Here is a 16,466-nt window from a genome sequence, read left to right on the forward strand (position 1 = left end):
CCGGAAGAAAGCGGAACCGATGACGACGCCCGGACACAACCAGACCAAAATCCGCGTCGGAATTGACTTCGGCACCACCAACAGCGTGGTCGTGATTGCGGATGAAAACGGCGACACCCACCCTGCCCGCTTCGTCTTCACGGATCACGCCACCAGCGAGACCTGCCGTACGCTGCTTTGCCTGTGGATGGATCAGGACGGACGACGCCGCGTCATGAAAGACGCGATCGGGCTGGACGCCATCGAGGCTTATCTGGACGATCCAGCCGAGAGTCGTCTCATCATGTCCATGAAAACCTATCTCGCGCAGGGGTCTTTTCGCGAAACGCGGGTTTTCAGCAATGTCATGACGCTCGAAGCCCTGATCGCACGCTTTCTGACGTCGCTGATGGACAAGGCCGGACTGAACCCGTCCGATGTGAGTGCCACGATCGGCCGTCCTGTCCGTTTTGCAGGCGAGTTGGCCGATGATTCGCTCGGTGTGGCCCGTTTGCGGGAAAGTTTTCTGGAAGCCGGATTTCCCGAACCCAATATCGTTCTCGAACCCGAGGGCGCGGGCTGGCGCTTCATGCAGCGTCTGGACCGCCCGGCAACCGTTCTCGTTGGCGATTTCGGTGGGGGCACCAGCGATTTTTCGATCATGCGCTTTGACCCGCAGGCCCGTCAGCGCGTCACGACGTTGGGTCATTCGGGTGTGGGCATCGCAGGCGACCAGTTCGACTATCGTATCATCAGCCACGCCGTCGCCCCGGCGCTGGGCCGGGATGCGACCTATCGCGTCATGGGTGGACAGCCCCTGCCCGTACCGGCGGAATGGTTCGCAAGCCTTGGTCGCTGGCATCGGTTGTCGCTGATGCGGACTCCCCAGACGCTGCGAGACATTGCGGACGTCGCCAAAACATCGTCAGAGCCGGAGAAGCTCCGCAGCCTGCTGCGTCTGATCGAGGATCAGGAAGGCCAGAATCTTTATCGTGCGGTTGGACAGGCCAAGAGCGATCTGTCGCGTCAGGACAGCACCGTTCTGCGCTTCATCCATCGGGATCTGAAAATCGAAGAAACCATCACCCGCGCGGATTTTGAAAGCTGGATTGCCCCTGATCTGAGCCGTCTGGACGACGCCATCGAAGACGCCATGCGTCAGACTGGTTTGCGTCCGAGTGATATTGACCGGGTCTTCCTGACCGGGGGCACCTCTTTCGTCCCGGCCGTCCGCAACCTGTTCGACCGGCGCTTTGGGGCAGAGCGCGTGGATGGCGGGTCAGAGTTTGTGTCGGTTGCCGAAGGGTTGGCCTTGATTGAACGTGAGCGCCATCTGGCCTGAACCGATGCCTATACAATCAAAATCACTATCCCATTCAGGACGATACAAAAGACAATTACTTAAAGAACACTATATTATACTTTTTTATTTAGTGAAGAAGGTTCCAGATTATGTGATTGGGAATTTTCTTCAATAAGGATTTTATCTTTCCTTGGAGAACCAGAAACGCACCGTGGAAATCCCTAAGCGTTCTGCTTTTACAGATCAGATTTACAGTCATGCATCATGCAGGCCATGATCGCAGGAAAGAACAGCAGACATGTCTCGCCCGCGTTTTTTGAAAATATTCCTGCAGATCAATATTTTTTCAGTATTCAGCATCCTTCCCCTGACTGTTCATGCACAAAGTACGGCGCCAGGTCTTCAAGAACGCGCGCGCCAGCCAACGGCCCGGGTGCTGCCCTCGACCGCACCCGGGATTTCACATTTAGCCAGCGCGGCGCAGCATAAGCATCCCCCCGCCCCTTCCGCCGACCATCTGGGCGCGATTTTTGATACGGAGAGCATTTCCTCGCTCCTGAACCGCAACAATGACGCCCTGCGCCGCAGCGATCTGACAGCCGGTTATTATGTGCCAGCCGAAGCCTTCGGCCATCTTGTGCCCCAGCTTTCGCCGTACCGGAACTGGTTGTCGGAACGCGGCTTCAGCTTTGAGTTCTCCTATAAAGGAGAAGCCATGGCGAATGTTGGCGGCGGCATCAGCAAGGGTATGTCCTACGCCCATGAACTGACCTTCAATACGCGCTGGGATCTCGGACGACTGCTCGGGCTGGATGGCTGGATTCTGCACGCCGTGATGATGGAACGTGCAGGTCGTCAGATCTCTTACGACCATGTCGGGGAGCATCGCATCCTGCTGAGCGAGGTCTACAGCCTTTCGGGCCATGCAGCCGCGCATCTGGCGGATATCTATGTTGAGAAGTCGTTCTTCAACAACCGCGTCAACATCAATATCGGCCGCATCACCCTGACGCATACCTATGCGACGTCGGTGTTGCTCTGCACCTTCATGGTGCAGTGTTCCGCCCCTCCTGCGATCAAGGCAGACGAAGGCTGGAGCGTCTATCCGAAAGCCACATGGGGTGGAACGCTGCGAATCAAGCCTACCCGCGACCTTACGCTACGAACCGGCGTCTACAAAGTCGGCCCACTGACGGAAAATCCGAGCGGCTGGGCCTGGGGCAGTGAAACCTCCACGGGAGTCATGCTTCCCATCGAGCTGACCTGGGAGCCCTTTATCGGTAAAGATAATTTGCCGGGTCATTACAAACTCGGCTTCGGCCATGATACCTCCCCTTATACTGATCGTCTGGGAACAATCCCGGCGATGTTCGCGCATGACGTTTTCCATGATGCCAACAAACCCCGGGATACGTTCTACATCGAGGCCGACCAGATGGTTTATCGCAAAGGTGGCCAGCACCAGATGGCGGGCGGATACATTCTTGCGGGCTATGTCCACAATACGCCCAGCGTCTCGACATTTTCCGATCAGGTCTATGTCGGTGCATCGCTTCTGGGCATCATTCCGCGCAGACCGTTCGACCGTTTTGGCGTGATGTATTCTTACTACCAGATGAGTCCCGCCATTACGCTCGGGCAGCGCCTGAGACAGCTTGCAGGCATGTCCATGGGGGCTTTCGTCAACGGCCCACAGACCCATTCCGCCATTCTGGAGGCGTATTACGGTATTCCTATCCACCCCGGCCTCGTGGTGCAGCCTGAGTTCGAATACATGATGCGCCCCGGCGAGACGTCCATCATTCCGAATGCAACGCTGATCGGTCTCAAGGTTCTTGGAAACCTTTAAGACAAAATCACAGGTAAGCGATCCGTTATTTGTGAGTTAACAGCATTGTTATTCTTCAACACTGACATTACCCGTTCGTGATTAGAGTATAAATATTTATTTACATACCCTGGACACAGATAAGGACACCTGACAAAGGATTTTCCGAATGAAAACGATGTTCGCTTCTTTTCTGGTTCTTGGACTTCTGGGCGGAACCGCACTCGCACAGGATCCGAAAGTCGAAAACGCTGTGGTCAGTGCCTCTTCAGACGCGAAGGCCCCTGTCACCCAGGTTGCGGACACAAAGAACAGCGAGACCTGCACTCAGGTCTGGGTTAACACGGTTACCCATGTCTATCATGTACCGGGCAGCTTCTGGTACGGCGCGACCGCGCATGGAACCTATATGTGCGAAGACGACGCCAAGCGGGCGGGGAATACACGCGGCCAGTTCTGAGCCTGTCAGGGGGTTTTTGCAGCCCCCGCTTGTTTTGCTTCCACCTCCCGGCTGGCACTTTCCTGTTGTCGCAGGGCTTCCGCCTGACGTGAATGTCCCGCGGCCTCCGCAGCATCCGCTGCCAGAGTGAGCGCCTGACGCATTCCGCGATAATCCAGAGCATCACGGCGGTTTTTCACGACTGAAAGCGCCTCCTTGGAAGCGAGTTCGGACTGCCCCTGTAACAGATACAGACGGGCCAGAAGTTCCTGCCGGTCAGTCGCAGCCCCATTGTCATGGAAGGTCGCCAGATCGTTTGCGCGCTGCCTCAGAGCAGCGGACTGCTTCTGATCTGCAGCAATCAGGCCAGACAAATAAAGCGCTCTCTCCCGAATACCCATATCGGGGGATTGCAGAGCGCGCTGTACGGCCTGTGATGCGAACATCGTATCATGCAACCTGTACAGGGCAGCCGCGCGGATCACCGCCAGATCAGACGTGTCGGAGACATTGCGCAGGCTTAGCGCGGTTTCGGTTTCGCCAAGACTCTGAAGAGCCTTCTGAGGCTTGTCCTGCCCCAGAAGCACCGTCGCAAGATTAAACCCGGCTTCATGAATGGCGACTGCATCGTCTCGCATCAGTGCCCGATCCATGGCCGTTCGATACTGCACCTCGGCCTGAGACGCCTGACCGATCCCATAAACGGCTTTGCCCGTATCCATGGCATCTTCATAAGGCTGATCGGGCTTGGGTCCCTTCGTTGCAGTTGAAGACGAACAGCCGCCCAACGTCAGAACGACCAAAGCCGTGCAGGCCAGAAAACCGTACCTCATGGCCGCACCGCCTCAGCCGGAAGACGACGGGAAGGCTCCTGTTTTGCACCTCCGCCTCCCAGCAGCCACAGCCCCCGGAGTTGATCCGTCAGCTTGCGCAGACTGCTCGCACTCGCTTCGGCCTGCGCCAGCAGGGCCGGCAGCTGGGCCGTGGCGGTATTGGCATGGCTGATGGTCTGCTGGATCTGCGGCATGCTCTGACGCAGACCTGCGGTTGTGGCACGGGCGTTGTCCATCGTTCCGTCAGCCTTGGTCATAATCCCCCCGACCTGTTTTTCAATGGGCCGTAAATCCGCAATGACGGCATCAAGATGCGCCAGAGCCGCGTTGGCCTTGTCCAACACGTCATCCTTCACCAGCAGACCGCCGATCGTGCCCCGTCCTTTGCGCATATCGGTCATCATGTCGTTCACCTGCGCCGTAATGAGCTGGACGTTATTCATGGCCGGCACCAGCTTGCTGCGCAGATCCATAACGGTCTGGGTGATCACATCCGCCGGGTTGGCCTCCACCGTGGCCTGAAGGACCGCATAGTCCCAATCCAGCGGCTTGCCCTTGCCACGCCCGAGTTCGATATAGCTCGCCCCGGCCACGATCAGGCGATGGCGGATGACGGCCGTACTATCCTGACGGATGAAGTTTGCGAATTGCGGGTCCAAATCCCCTTCCGCATACATCCGCCCCGTTTCATTGAGCTTGAGGCGCCGGATTTCGCCAGCATGGACGCCCATGACTTCGATATCGTTGCCGATCGCAAGCCCCGCCACGCCGCTTTCGGGCAGAATGAAATGCAGTTTCTTTTCCGGTGTCAGCCACTGACGCAGGAATCCGGCCTCCACGACCGCAACCGCGAACATGACGATTGCGGCAAGGACAAGCAGTCCGACCCATTCATCCGCATAGCGGTTTTGAAAGAGCGGACGGGCGGTCTCGGTTTGGCGCAGGCGGAACATCAGGAACCTCGCATCGAAAACAGTCCATCATCGTACAGTCTCAGGCGGATCGTGGCATCGGACGCATAATCCCCCCACCCGCTTTCATCCGGAGCCATCCACACCACCGCGCAGCCACGGTCCCGCAGATCGGTCACGAGAGACAGGAACGCATGCATCAGGCTGGCGGAAGCCCCTTCCATCGGGTGTTCCAGCAGCAGGAGCGCCGGTTCTCCCAGCATGGCCCGCACACACGCCGCGCGCTGCCGATCCATCGCCGACAGACGTCCCGGTGGCACCACCGGCAGGCCCGGCAGACCCAGCGTAACCGCCAGATGCACGGCCTGTGCCTGAAGTTTTTCAATCGGCGTGCGCGTGTGATGAAGCTGCGGCCACAGGATGTTCATATGCGTCCCATACAGGTCCACCCAGCCCCCCGTAACCACGATCCGTCCGATCCGCCCCCGCAAGGCGTTGGCGCGCCGCTCGTCCAGATCGGCCCAGTCCATGCCCATGCAACGCACATGGCCGTCATCAAGCGGAATAAGGCCCACGCACATATCGGCGAACAGTGCCGCCTGCCCCATGTCCCGACACTCGATCAGCGCGCACTCGCCGGGGTTGAGACGCAGATTATAGCGGCTCGACACCAGCCCGCTCTCATCAAACCGCGGACGCGCGTCCACCAGTTCAAGCCGGGCTTCCAGCGCATCGGACAGGACGTCGTCGTTTTCAGCCATCGAAACACACGCTGAAAACGACATTGATGACCATGATCGACAGCATTCCACGTGCAAACCCGCGCGGAAGCATGCTCGCCAGATCGTCTTCGGTCGTCACATCCATGCCCGAGAGGCACGAACAGACACCCACCGCGTAGCCGCTGAAAACGAACTTGGCCGGTATGACGAAATAGTCGATCGGCTTTACGCTCCCTGCGACCTGATCCATGAACGCCCAGATCGGCATCGTGATCGCATCTTCCACGCGACAGACTGCATAACCCACGACAAGCGCCGTCAGGCTGAAGATGATACCCAGCGTAAAGCCACTAATCGTCATGGCGAGGCTGCGCGGCACGAGAAACGAAATAAAGGGATCGACCCCCATTCCGGTCATGGCGCGCATCTGCCCACCCGTCGTGAGGGTTCCAAGTTCGGTCAGCATCAGCATTCCCGAACGTCCCAGCAGGATCACGCCTACCAGAACCGGCGCGATTTCACGCACTAGCACCGTTGACAGGATGGAGCCGGTCATCTGTGCCATGCCTGCAAAGCCGAGCCAGTACACCGTCTGCGCCACGATCCCGAACCCTGTCAGCGCGGCGGTCACGAGCGTACTCAGTAGCCCTCCGCCCACAGCCTGATGCAGGGATGCCCAGAATTCGATCCGTACCGTCCGCCGCCACGTCGTCAGGCGGGTCGCTTCGCGCATGATTCCCCAGCCGGCCCCGATCATCATCAGCGTGAAACGCATCTGCGTGCGGGAAAAATATCCCAGATGGACCAGCATGGTCCGGACCATCGTGATCCGGTCGAGGTTGCGCAGACCTTTCATCGGCGTCCTGCCAGAACGAAGCTGCGGGTAATGCCGCTATTGGGAAGATAGAACATCCCGCGCGCCCGAAAGAGGAAATGTTCCCGCAGGATCAGATAGGCCTGTTCGGACACCTGAATCGTCCCGGCATCCGGTGCGCTTCCGGTCAGGAGTTCGGCCCCGTTGAGCGCATCGCCCCAGATGTTGAAGACGGAGGGAGCCTCTCCCAGTTCGGAGGCCATGACAGATCCCACATCCATCCCGATCCGGAACACGGGGTCCAGATCCGCTGCCGCCAGAGACGACAGGCAGGCTTCACGGATCGACACCGCCGCATCCGCAAGACGCACGGCGGTTGACGGGTCCGGCGTTTGCGAGCAGCCGCCCACGAGAACGAGCCTGTTGCTTACCACCTGCACGGAGAACAACCCGCTGTCGCGGGCGATTTTCTGGATTTCCAGACTGAGCGTGCGGATGACAGTCATGGCCCGCGTGATGCTGTCACGATCCGGCGCATAAGGGTCTACGAAGGAAATGACCATGACCGGAACCTGCGGGTAGAACCCTGCCGCAACCGGCTCTCCCGCTGTGGGCGACGGCTCCAGCAGAAAGCCTTCGCCAAAGCGCGTCTCGTATTTATCCGCCGCGACCGCAAATCCGGACGTGCCGTCGCCCGCAGCATCGAACGGCTTGGCAAAGCGCAGGGCGACGACCGATCCCACGATGGCAATAATATGCTCCATCGTTTCGACCTGCCCCGGATCTTCCAGAACAATGGCGCCGACCGTTCGGTGAGCATTGCGGACCGGCTGGAACAGCAGCGTACTGGCACCCACAGCCCGCATGATGACGCGCTGGAAGTTCTGCGTCCGCTCGTCCTGCGAGGCATCCGCGATCGAGAGCGTATGTCCTTCGTCCAGAGCCTCGAACAGCTTGCCGTTTTCACGACGGCTGATCTCAACGCCCGTACTGTGAACATCGCGCGACGGATCGAACGCATCTTCACACAACAGACGATCGCCATCCGGCAACAGTCGCCACAGGCTGGCGCGACGCGCGCTGGTTCGTGCTGTCAGCGCTTCGGTCAGGATCGGCACTTCATGGGCGGGATCGAACAAGTCGGGCGTGCTGGCAATTTCGAGCAGCGAAGCATTTTCTGCCCGGATCTGGTCCCGCCCTTTCTGGAGCCGCTTTCGCAGACGCTCCACATGCCGCCCCTGCGCCACCAGCGCGAACGCCAGAACGGACGCCAGCATGACGATCAGGAGCGAAAACCCGATATTCTGCCGCCGTGCCGTCTGCGCGAAATCGGCAAAATCGCTTTCAGGCGCATTCAGCAGCAGAACCCACTGCCGGTGTACGAAGGGCAGTTCGGAGGCAATCGTAACGTAGTTCTTCCCCCGCGCCCGCACCGTCCCTGTCCCGGGCCCCTCGATGCGATACCGGTTGAGCGCCTGCGTGAAGACAGGCTGCGTCTTGGGATCGAGAAAGACATTCCCCGGATCGAAGGTTTTCGGGTCTTGTCCGGGAGCCATATTATGACCAGCAATTATCTGGCCGTGCATATTCACGATTACGGCCTGACCACTGCGTCCGACCTGAAGTTTATTGAGAAACGACGTCAGCTGGTTCAGCGAAACATTGATCGCAAACACCGATTTATGCCCGTCATGCCCATCATAGGCGAGAGACGCCGTGATGATGAACTGACGCGTTGACACAAAGGCATAAGGATCGGTCCAGTGGAGCTGACGGCCCGGGTCGTTCTGATGCTTGATGGCCTTGGCGAACCACGGACGCACCACGACATTATAGCCGTCAGCCGGGTCCGCCGCTTCTCCCGTAATATTGCCATCACGATCTGTATAAACGTGGTGATAGACCTGCTTGCCATCGTCGGTCTGGAAATGGGTTTGCTCGAAACCATCCTTTCCATGGCGCGTGATCATCCAGAACTGTCCCTGATCGTTCGCGATATAGAAGCTGTCCACCTGAGGCGCGTGGGCCAGAATGGAGCGTCCGTAGAGCATGAACGTCGTGGGGGTGGCGTTGGTCAGCGGATCGCGGAACATGTCTCGTGCGATCATGGCGCCGACAGAAGCCGGGGCCAGATAGTCGCTCACTTCCTGCGTTACATAGCGCTGCTGGCTGCGCAGAAGATCGTTGGACAGCGCAATCGCACCCCTGCGGGTTGTCTGATAATTATGAAGACTGATGCCCGTGATCGCCGCGATGACCAGCAGAACACCCACGAACGGCCCCAGAATCTGAAAGATTCGACGACGGTCGCTGGCGGGGCTCTGTGTAGGGTCCACGATCTCTGCGGCTGACAACGTCTTTTCTCTCCGGACAGGCACGGGGTCGCGGAACAGGGCCATACTGCCGCGATAGGTTAATATCCTCCGAGTATTGCGAGACTGCAACCCGCCGTCACGGACTGAAACAACCCTGCGCCCGAAAATACTCCCATGTTCCCGAACTGGCGGTTTGCAGGGTTCCTCGTTATGGTCAGACGTTTTTCCGGCAGGATGGTTTTGCTGGACGCTGTCGGAACTGCGGTCTCTCCCATGAATCAACATCTTTCCCACCGCGCCGTCCTGTCCTTCACAGGTGCGGACCGGAGCAGCTTTCTTCAGGGCCTCATCACGAATGATGCCCTGAATCTCGCGCCCGCGACCTCTGTCTGGAGCGCACTTCTGACGCCGCAGGGCCGCTGGCTGAGCGAATTTTTCCTGTATGAAGCATCCGGCCGCATTCTGATGGATTGCGCGGCAGACCATGCCGACATGCTCGTCAAACGCCTCTCCCGTTTTCGCCTTCGCGCGGATGTGCAGATCGAAAAAACAGACCTGCGCGTCATCACTGGCGCAGAAAGCCGACCCGTTCCACCCGATACGATCACACATGCCCCGGACCCACGCTATGATGGCGCGGGCTGGCGGGCCATCGTGACCGGAACCGGGCAAGGTGGTGAGACGCCTGCAGAATTTCTGGAACGCCGCCTCACGCTGGGCCTGCCAGACGTCATGGATTTCGAAAGCGAACAGACACTGGCGCTTGAAGCCGACATGGACTTTCTGAACGGCATTTCCTGGAAAAAAGGCTGCTATATGGGGCAGGAACTGACCGCCCGCACCCATTACCGTGGCCTTGTCAAACGCCGCCTGTTGCCCGTTGTGCTGTCGCACGGGACGTTTCCCGATGAAGGCGGCATCATCATCGCGGGAGACCGCGAGGTTGGAGACATCCGCTCCCGCAGCGGCAACCGAGCACTCGCCATGCTGCGACGGGACGCCTGGTCTTCCCCCGAACTGACCTGCAACGGGCAACCGCTTTCTGTCGTCTGGCCCGCCTGGTTCCCACCGGAAATGCGTTGAGGAGATGCGTTCGTGACCTATACCCCCCCTTCCCCAGCGATTGTCGATGACATCATCGCGCAGGTGAAATTCGATGCGAACGGCCTGATTTCAGCTCTTGCGCAGGCGCCGGACGGCATGGTGCTGATGCTCGCCTGGATGAACGCGGACGCGCTGCGCGAGACGCTTCTGACCGGTCGCGTCTGTTACTGGTCCCGCAGTCGTCAGAAGCTCTGGCGCAAGGGCGAGACTTCGGGCCAGCAACAGAAACTGATCGAAGCGCGGCTCGACTGTGACATGGACGCCATTCTCATGATCGTGGATCAGACCGGCGTAGCCTGTCATACGGGCCGCCGGAGCTGTTTCTATCATGGCGTAACGCCGGACGGGCTGCGCGATACCGCACAGCCCGAAATCAGCGCCGAAGAGCTTTACGGACGCTGAGCAGCCTGACCCGACAGGCTCCAGCCCGGTACGAGGAACGTGGCCGGACAGCCATTCTGGTCGTCCGGTGAAGACAGATAAGCGCCCTCATAGGGGAAGCGCGACAGCTTCTTCGGGTCCAGCGTGAACCAGAGCTGCGTCAGGACCATCTGTCCGTTATGCGCGGGCTCGCAGCGGACCTGCAGCGCCCGGTCGTCATGCACGTTCATCAGGCGCGCAAACGTGGTGAGAAGATCGTCACGTTTGACCTGAAAACCCTCCTGCTGCGACAGCCACACTCCGAAAGCCGACGCCGCGAACCGGTCCCGCAGTTGCATGGACGTGACGAAAAAGCTGTCGGCGTCATAGCCGAAGCAGCGGGCGTGTTTGGTGTATTCATGCACATAAAGCGGCTTTTTCAGATGCGGCACGACGCCCCGCAACGCCTCGACCGTCGTGGGCAGGAGTTGGGGCGGGGTGTCGTCATGATCGTAGAGATCGCAACCCTTCGACCACCATTCCTGCACCGGCACGCCCTGCGCCTCCAGAGCATGCGGTTCCGAGGCCCACAGCCCGTGCAGACCAATCGAGATCCGATGCGTCTGGTCCCATTCGCACCCGCCGCCGGTGGCGCAGAAACCCGGCTGCCAGGTCAGCGCCAGCGTATCGTGCCGGAAATCGGTATGGGCCGTAGGCGTGAGCGAAGGCCCAGTTGGCGCTTGAGAAACACAGCCTGCCATCAAAAGAAAAGCAGCAAGAACGGAACGCTTCACGCAGAAAGCCCTTTGGCATGATGGGTCAGATGGTCGGCAATAAAGCTCTGCACAAACCAGTAGGAATGGTCATAGGCGGTATGGCGACGCAGTTCGAGCGCCTGTTTGCCCTCTTTTGCCGCCGCCTCCAGCGCGTCGGGGCACAGATCTGCCAGATATTGATCCATCAGCCCCTGATCCACGAGAATGGTTGAGGGATGCGTGCGCCCTGAGCGCAGAAGCAGCGTGGGATCGCAGCTCTGCCATTTCGCCGGATCGCCGCCGAAATAGGCATCGAACGCTTTCTGGCCCCAGGGAACAGTACTCGGATGACAAATCGGCGCAAAGGCCGAGACCGTCTTCCAGCGGTCTGGGTATTTCAACGCCTGTATCAGCGCACCCATACCGCCCATGGAATGTCCCATGATGCCGCGTCGGGTACCATCCAGCGGATAGAGCCGTTCCGTCAGGGCCGGAAGCTCTTGCCCGACATAGGTTTCCATCCGGTAGTGACGGCTCCACGGAGCGGACGTGGCGTCAATATAGAACCCGGCCCCCGATCCCAGATCATAAACGTCATCCTCGCCCTCGATCCCGGTATGGCGCGGGGAGGTGTCGGGCGCGACCAGAGCGATGCCGTGTTCGGCGGCAAAATGCAGGGCATTGGCCTTGATGAGGAACGTCTCCTGCGTCGCCGTCAGCCCGCCAAGCACATGAATGACCGGAACCTTCTGCCCCGCCAGCGCCTCTTTCGGCAGAAACACGCCGAAGGTCGCGGGCACGCCGAGCGCCTCTGAATGGTGCCGCACGAACCTGAGTGAACCGTCGAAACAGGCGTGATGCGCCAGAACTTCAATATCCGACATGCTCAGTACTCCACGACGGTGCGGATGCTTTCGCCGCGGCTCATCATGTCAAAGCCCAGATTGATGTCCGCCAGCTTCAGCTTGTGCGTAATCAGGGAGTCGATATCGATCCGGCCCTCCATGTACCAGTCCACGATTTTCGGCACATCGGTCCGGCCGCGCGCGCCGCCAAAAGCCGATCCGATCCAACGCCGTCCCGTCACGAGCTGGAACGGCCGCGTGCTGATTTCCTGTCCGGCACCAGCGACACCAATGACGCACGACACGCCCCAGCCGCGATGTGCGCTCTCCAGCGCCTGACGCATCAGGGTCGGATTGCCGACACACTCAAACGTGTAGTCCAGACCACCACCCGTCATTTCGATCAGATGCCCGACAAGGTCTCCATTCGGTCCCAGTTCCTTCGGGTTCACGAAGTCCGTCATGCCGAACTGGCGCGCAATCGCCTCGCGCTCGGGGTTGATGTCGATACCGATGATCCGGTTCGCCCCGACCATTTTCGCACCCTGAATGACATTAAGACCAATGCCGCCCAGCCCGAACACCGCAACCGTCGAACCGGCTTCAACCTGCGCCGTAAACAGCACAGCCCCGATGCCCGTCGTCACGCCGCAACCGATGTAGCAGACCTTATCGAACGGCGCGTCGGGACGGATTTTCGCCAAAGCTATTTCCGGCAGCACCGTGAAATTCGCGAAGGTCGAACAGCCCATATAATGATGGATCGGCTGGCCTTTGTAAGAGAAACGGGACGTCCCATCCGGCATCAACCCCTTACCCTGGGTGCTACGAATGGCCGTACACAGGTTGGTCTTGCGTGACAGGCAGGACGGACATTCCCGGCACTCAGGTGTGTAGAGCGGAATGACATGATCGCCAGGTCTGAGATGCTTCACCCCGGCCCCGACCTCCCGAACGATGCCCGCTCCTTCATGGCCCAGAATGGCCGGGAACAGACCTTCAGGGTCCTGACCGGACAGCGTGTACTTGTCGGTATGGCACAGCCCCGTCGCCATGATCTCGACGAGAACTTCCCCGTCTCGTGGGCCTTCAAGCTGAACCGTATCGATTTCCAGCGGCCGACCGGCCTCGAACGCAATGGCTGCGGTCACGTCCATAACATCACTCTCCTCTGAAACGGTGAGAACAGGGTGTCGTATTGAAGGGCATGGCGGCAAGAGGTGCGGCTGCAAAAGAAAGTAAAAAGACAGACACCCTTTGCTGTTGGCCGGACAGACTGTTCGCCGCTACGCTCGACATGGACTTGTCTGCGTATTCCGCCCATCCGAGGAGACAGCCGTTTGATCGTCAACCGTCCACATGGACTGGCCATTCTTTTCCGGGAATCCCTGCCCCCGCTGTTCATCCTGACACTGTGGGATTTCGTGGTGGTCATCCTGTTCCAGATCTATCATCAGGACTGGATGGAGCAGCCCTCCCTGCCGGTGCCACTCATGGGTACCGCGCTGGCCATCTTCCTGAGCATGCGCAACAACGCCGCCTATAACCGCTGGTGGGAAGGCCGAACCCTGTGGGGGGCGATCACCAACAACTGCCGCTCTTTCGGACGTGAAGCCGCGACACTGCTGGGAGGTTGTCCGGATCTGGCCCGCGCCATGGCTGCGTATCCGCATGTCCTGCGCGCTGCTCTCAGAGGCGATCCGCCCAATGAAGACGCCAAAAGGCTCCTGGCGCCGGAAATGTATGAGAAGGTCTTTTCCTGCTCGAACACCGCCAACATGCTGCTTTACCAGATCGGGCTTGGTGTCCGTGAGGAAGTTGAGCTACGCGGAATCGATGGCGCCGTTCACGGTACGGTAGACCGCATCCTGTCAGATATCGCCAACGCACAGGGCGGCCTTGAGCGCATCAAGAACACGCCCCTTCCCGCGCAGTATTCCATGCTGCCCGAAATCGCGACGCATCTGTTCTGCATCATTCTGCCGCTCTCCGCCGTACAGACCCTCGGCTGGATCACGCCGCTGGGCTCAAGCATCATCGGGATGCTGTTCCAGATGCTCGACCGCAGCGGCCGCGATCTTCAGGAGCCGTTTATAAAGAGTGTTCACGCCCTGCCCATGCTCACCATGGCGCGCACGATCGAGCGCGATCTGCTTCAGCCCATCGGCGATACACCGCCCCCGGCCATTCAGGCCAGCAACGGCGTCCAGCCCTAAGGCAGTAGTAAAAAGCACTCCAGGACCGAAAATACCTCTTGCGATCAGACAAGACAGCAAGGGGTTTTTCTGCTATGAACCGAGCCTATGAACACGTTCAAAAGCCCCCAGAAGGGCGGCATGACCGATGAAATGGCTCGTGTCGCAGCCAACAACACGGCCCGTCAGACCGATCCCGAGCAGGATGCTGACCCTTTCCACGAAGGTGACTCCATTGTCTACGCCGCTCATGGCGTTGGCCGCGTGGAAAAGATCGGCATGGTCGAAGTCGCCGATACCGTGATCGAGATGATCCAGATCTCTTTCCCCGGCAACCAGATGATGCTGCGGATCCCCCTCGCCAAAGCCCGCAAGGCCGGTCTGCGCAAGATTGTCACGCGCGATATCGTCGACAAGGCGATGACCGTCATCAAGGGCAAGCCGCATGTCAGCAAGGGCATGTGGGCCCGTCGCGCTGTGGCCTATCAGGAAAAGATCAACTCTGGCGATCTGATCCAGATTGCAGAAGTGCTGCGCGACCTGCGTCGCAATGTGGATAGTCTCGATGGCAGCTTTTCGGAGCGCAAGCTATTTGAAGCCGCGCAGGAACGCTTCGTGGCCGAGGTTGCGGTTCTGGAAAATGCCGATCCGGCACAGGTTCTTGAAAACCTGACCAAGACGATGAAGGCCGCCTGAAACGCAGCCTGGGATGCGGTTTGAAAAGCCTGCATTTCTTCAATATGGATCAGGATGTGGTTTTCTTCGCATCCCGGACGGGGTTTCTCGCGTTGGCGACACGAGAAACCTTTTCCGTGATGTGTTTTCAGTCACGGTTTCAAACCTGCATTCCAAAGGAGAGGTGAGGCCATATGCCTGCCCCTTACAAAAACCGTTTCGCCGGCAAGAAAGTCCTCGTTACCGGGGCATCCCAGGGAATTGGCGAGGCCACCGCGCTTCGTTTTGCCGAAGAAGGCGCGCAGGTCGCCCTCAACGGCCGCAAGGAAGACAAGCTGATCGCCGTGCGCGACAAGCTGCCCAAAGTTTCTGGCGGAGAGCACCCGATCGCCACGGGTGATATTTCCAAGGAAGACGACGTCAAACGTCTGGTTGCCGACAGCATCAAGGCCATGGGCGGTCTGGACGTTCTGGTCTGCAACGCAGGCTATCAGATCCCGTCCCCTTCCGAAGACATCAAGCTCGAAGATTTCGAAGGCGTGATGGCGGTCAACGTCACGGGCGTGATGCTGCCGTGCCGCGAAGTCATTCGCTACTGGCTGGAGAATGGTATCGAGGGCGCGATCATCGTGAACTCCTCCGTTCACCAGATCATCCCTAAACCGCATTATCTCGGCTATTCCGCCTCCAAAGGTGCGGTTGGCAACATCGTCCGGACGCTGGCGCTGGAATATGCAGGGCGTGGTATCCGGGTGAATGCCGTGGCACCGGGCGCCATCGTAACGCCGATCAACATGTCGTGGATCAACGATCCGGAGCAGTACAAGGCCGTTTCAAGCCATATCCCGATGAAGCGTCCCGGTGAAAGCCGCGAGATCGCAGACGCCATCACCTTCCTCGCCGCGGAGGACAGCACCTACATCACGGGCCAGACCCTGTATGTCGATGGTGGTCTGACCCTCTATGGCGACTTTGAAAAGAACTGGTCCTCGTAATCCAAATGCCCTCTTCCCTGACTGTCCTGCTGATCGAAGACGATTTCCTCATCCGGACATGTCTGGCGGAATTTCTGCTGGATAATGGCCTGACAGTCAGGGAGGCGGATCATTGCGCCGAAGCCCGCGCCATCATCGGCGCGGAGCCCAAACTCGACGCCCTCGTGGCGGACATGACCCTTCCGGACGGGGATGGCATGACGCTTGTCCAGCCTGCCCGGGAACGCTGGCCGGACCTTCCGGTCATTTATATCAGCGGTCATGGGGATTTGCGCCGGGGGGAAACGTCCGGCGATCCTGCGCGGGACCGTTTCATCTCAAAGCCTTATACGCTAGCCAGTATTCTGGAGGCTCTTGAGGATATGACATCAGCGGCCTCGGACTAGGAGATCC

Annotated in this window: 17 protein-coding genes; 9 read left to right on the forward strand and 8 right to left on the reverse strand. The window is 59.2% G+C overall.

The annotated features are described in order from the left end of the window. Window positions 1-19: 19 nt before the first annotated feature. From JK176_RS08225 to JK176_RS08235, 3 genes are all read left to right on the forward strand, one after another. Window positions 20-1,321 carry an Hsp70 family protein gene (locus JK176_RS08225; RefSeq protein WP_211587410.1) on the forward strand — a complete coding sequence of 434 codons (1,302 nt, stop codon included), beginning with the start codon at window positions 20-22 and terminating at the stop codon, window positions 1,319-1,321. A 259-nt stretch (window positions 1,322-1,580) separates the two neighbouring features. Further along, a complete protein-coding gene (locus tag JK176_RS08230) occupies window positions 1,581-3,131 on the forward strand; it encodes a carbohydrate porin (protein WP_249194340.1) in 1,551 nt (516 codons plus the stop codon). Between the two features lie 148 nt (window positions 3,132-3,279). Continuing rightward, on the forward strand, window positions 3,280-3,570 hold the full coding sequence (locus JK176_RS08235; protein ID WP_211566146.1) for a hypothetical protein: 291 nt from the start codon (window positions 3,280-3,282) through the stop codon (window positions 3,568-3,570). A 5-nt stretch (window positions 3,571-3,575) separates the two neighbouring features. Here the strand turns inward: JK176_RS08235 and JK176_RS08240 are convergent, their stop codons facing one another. Genes JK176_RS08240 through JK176_RS08260 form a run of 5 tightly spaced genes read right to left on the reverse strand, consistent with a single transcriptional unit; the run spans window position 3,576 to window position 9,183 of the window. Continuing rightward, window positions 3,576-4,382: a hypothetical protein gene (locus tag JK176_RS08240; RefSeq protein WP_211587411.1), complete on the reverse strand. Its 807-nt coding sequence runs from the start codon at window positions 4,380-4,382 to the stop codon at window positions 3,576-3,578. Then, window positions 4,379-5,335 (reverse strand): MlaD family protein, encoded by a 957-nt coding sequence (locus JK176_RS08245; RefSeq protein ID WP_211587412.1) that lies wholly within the window; start codon window positions 5,333-5,335, stop codon window positions 4,379-4,381. The genes JK176_RS08240 and JK176_RS08245 overlap by 4 nt, the downstream gene beginning before the upstream one ends. Continuing rightward, window positions 5,335-6,054, reverse strand: coding sequence for an ABC transporter ATP-binding protein (locus tag JK176_RS08250; protein ID WP_211587413.1), 720 nt, complete (start codon window positions 6,052-6,054; stop codon window positions 5,335-5,337). Before JK176_RS08250 ends, JK176_RS08245 begins: the two co-directional genes overlap by 1 nt. Further along, window positions 6,047-6,871 (reverse strand): ABC transporter permease, encoded by an 825-nt coding sequence (locus JK176_RS08255; RefSeq protein WP_062030244.1) that lies wholly within the window; start codon window positions 6,869-6,871, stop codon window positions 6,047-6,049. Before JK176_RS08255 ends, JK176_RS08250 begins: the two co-directional genes overlap by 8 nt. Next, window positions 6,868-9,183, reverse strand: a complete 2,316-nt coding sequence (locus tag JK176_RS08260; protein ID WP_211587414.1) for a cache domain-containing protein — start codon at window positions 9,181-9,183, stop codon at window positions 6,868-6,870. The genes JK176_RS08255 and JK176_RS08260 overlap by 4 nt, the downstream gene beginning before the upstream one ends. Before the next feature lie 234 nt (window positions 9,184-9,417). Between JK176_RS08260 and JK176_RS08265 the strand changes: the two genes are divergently transcribed. After that, a complete protein-coding gene (locus JK176_RS08265) occupies window positions 9,418-10,227 on the forward strand; it encodes a folate-binding protein YgfZ (RefSeq protein ID WP_211587415.1) in 810 nt (269 codons plus the stop codon). A 12-nt stretch (window positions 10,228-10,239) separates the two neighbouring features. After that, window positions 10,240-10,650, forward strand: coding sequence for a phosphoribosyl-AMP cyclohydrolase (gene hisI / locus JK176_RS08270; RefSeq protein WP_194266440.1), 411 nt, complete (start codon window positions 10,240-10,242; stop codon window positions 10,648-10,650). On the opposite strand, the gene JK176_RS08275 is transcribed toward hisI, so the two are convergent. The 3 genes from JK176_RS08275 to JK176_RS08285 are packed head-to-tail and all read right to left on the reverse strand — an operon-like array spanning window position 10,638 to window position 13,365. Continuing rightward, a complete protein-coding gene (locus JK176_RS08275) occupies window positions 10,638-11,402 on the reverse strand; it encodes a ribonuclease T2 family protein (protein ID WP_211587416.1) in 765 nt (254 codons plus the stop codon). The genes hisI and JK176_RS08275 overlap by 13 nt on opposite strands. Next, window positions 11,399-12,247, reverse strand: a complete 849-nt coding sequence (fghA, locus tag JK176_RS08280) for an S-formylglutathione hydrolase (RefSeq protein ID WP_211587417.1) — start codon at window positions 12,245-12,247, stop codon at window positions 11,399-11,401. The genes JK176_RS08275 and fghA overlap by 4 nt, the downstream gene beginning before the upstream one ends. Window positions 12,248-12,249: 2 nt before the next feature. Continuing rightward, complete coding sequence (locus JK176_RS08285) at window positions 12,250-13,365, reverse strand: S-(hydroxymethyl)glutathione dehydrogenase/class III alcohol dehydrogenase (protein ID WP_211587418.1); 1,116 nt, start codon at window positions 13,363-13,365, stop codon at window positions 12,250-12,252. A 183-nt stretch (window positions 13,366-13,548) separates the two neighbouring features. On the opposite strand from JK176_RS08285, the gene JK176_RS08290 reads away from it, so the two are divergent. The 4 genes from JK176_RS08290 (at window position 13,549) to JK176_RS08305 (ending at window position 16,459) form a co-directional block, all read left to right on the forward strand. Further along, the gene (locus JK176_RS08290; protein ID WP_211587419.1) at window positions 13,549-14,424 is read left to right on the forward strand and encodes a bestrophin family protein; all 876 of its coding nucleotides are present in this window, start codon (window positions 13,549-13,551) and stop codon (window positions 14,422-14,424) included. Between the two features lie 87 nt (window positions 14,425-14,511). Further along, window positions 14,512-15,099, forward strand: coding sequence for a CarD family transcriptional regulator (locus JK176_RS08295; protein ID WP_194261423.1), 588 nt, complete (start codon window positions 14,512-14,514; stop codon window positions 15,097-15,099). A gap of 173 nt (window positions 15,100-15,272) precedes the next feature. After that, complete coding sequence (locus JK176_RS08300; protein WP_194261424.1) at window positions 15,273-16,073, forward strand: SDR family NAD(P)-dependent oxidoreductase; 801 nt, start codon at window positions 15,273-15,275, stop codon at window positions 16,071-16,073. A gap of 5 nt (window positions 16,074-16,078) precedes the next feature. Next, window positions 16,079-16,459: a response regulator gene (locus JK176_RS08305; RefSeq protein ID WP_194261425.1), complete on the forward strand. Its 381-nt coding sequence runs from the start codon at window positions 16,079-16,081 to the stop codon at window positions 16,457-16,459. Window positions 16,460-16,466 lie beyond the last annotated feature (7 nt).

Source organism: Gluconobacter sp. Dm-73, from assembly GCF_018256215.1.
Classification (GTDB): Bacteria; Pseudomonadota; Alphaproteobacteria; order Acetobacterales; family Acetobacteraceae; genus Gluconobacter; species Gluconobacter cadivus.

What these genes read in the sequence shown, in the direction of transcription:
- JK176_RS08225 (WP_211587410.1), top strand. Translation starts at nt 20, where the DNA reads ATGACGACGCCCGGACACAACCAGACCAAAATCCGCGTCGGAATTGAC.
- JK176_RS08230 (WP_249194340.1), top strand. Translation starts at nt 1,581, where the DNA reads ATGTCTCGCCCGCGTTTTTTGAAAATATTCCTGCAGATCAATATTTTT.
- JK176_RS08235 (WP_211566146.1), top strand. Translation starts at nt 3,280, where the DNA reads ATGAAAACGATGTTCGCTTCTTTTCTGGTTCTTGGACTTCTGGGCGGA.
- JK176_RS08240 (WP_211587411.1), bottom strand. Translation starts at nt 4,382, where the DNA reads ATGAGGTACGGTTTTCTGGCCTGCACGGCTTTGGTCGTTCTGACGTTG.
- JK176_RS08245 (WP_211587412.1), bottom strand. Translation starts at nt 5,335, where the DNA reads ATGTTCCGCCTGCGCCAAACCGAGACCGCCCGTCCGCTCTTTCAAAAC.
- JK176_RS08250 (WP_211587413.1), bottom strand. Translation starts at nt 6,054, where the DNA reads ATGGCTGAAAACGACGACGTCCTGTCCGATGCGCTGGAAGCCCGGCTT.
- JK176_RS08255 (WP_062030244.1), bottom strand. Translation starts at nt 6,871, where the DNA reads ATGAAAGGTCTGCGCAACCTCGACCGGATCACGATGGTCCGGACCATG.
- JK176_RS08265 (WP_211587415.1), top strand. Translation starts at nt 9,418, where the DNA reads ATGAATCAACATCTTTCCCACCGCGCCGTCCTGTCCTTCACAGGTGCG.
- fghA (WP_211587417.1), bottom strand. Translation starts at nt 12,247, where the DNA reads ATGTCGGATATTGAAGTTCTGGCGCATCACGCCTGTTTCGACGGTTCA.
- JK176_RS08285 (WP_211587418.1), bottom strand. Translation starts at nt 13,365, where the DNA reads ATGGACGTGACCGCAGCCATTGCGTTCGAGGCCGGTCGGCCGCTGGAA.
- JK176_RS08295 (WP_194261423.1), top strand. Translation starts at nt 14,512, where the DNA reads ATGAACACGTTCAAAAGCCCCCAGAAGGGCGGCATGACCGATGAAATG.
- JK176_RS08300 (WP_194261424.1), top strand. Translation starts at nt 15,273, where the DNA reads ATGCCTGCCCCTTACAAAAACCGTTTCGCCGGCAAGAAAGTCCTCGTT.
- JK176_RS08305 (WP_194261425.1), top strand. Translation starts at nt 16,079, where the DNA reads ATGCCCTCTTCCCTGACTGTCCTGCTGATCGAAGACGATTTCCTCATC.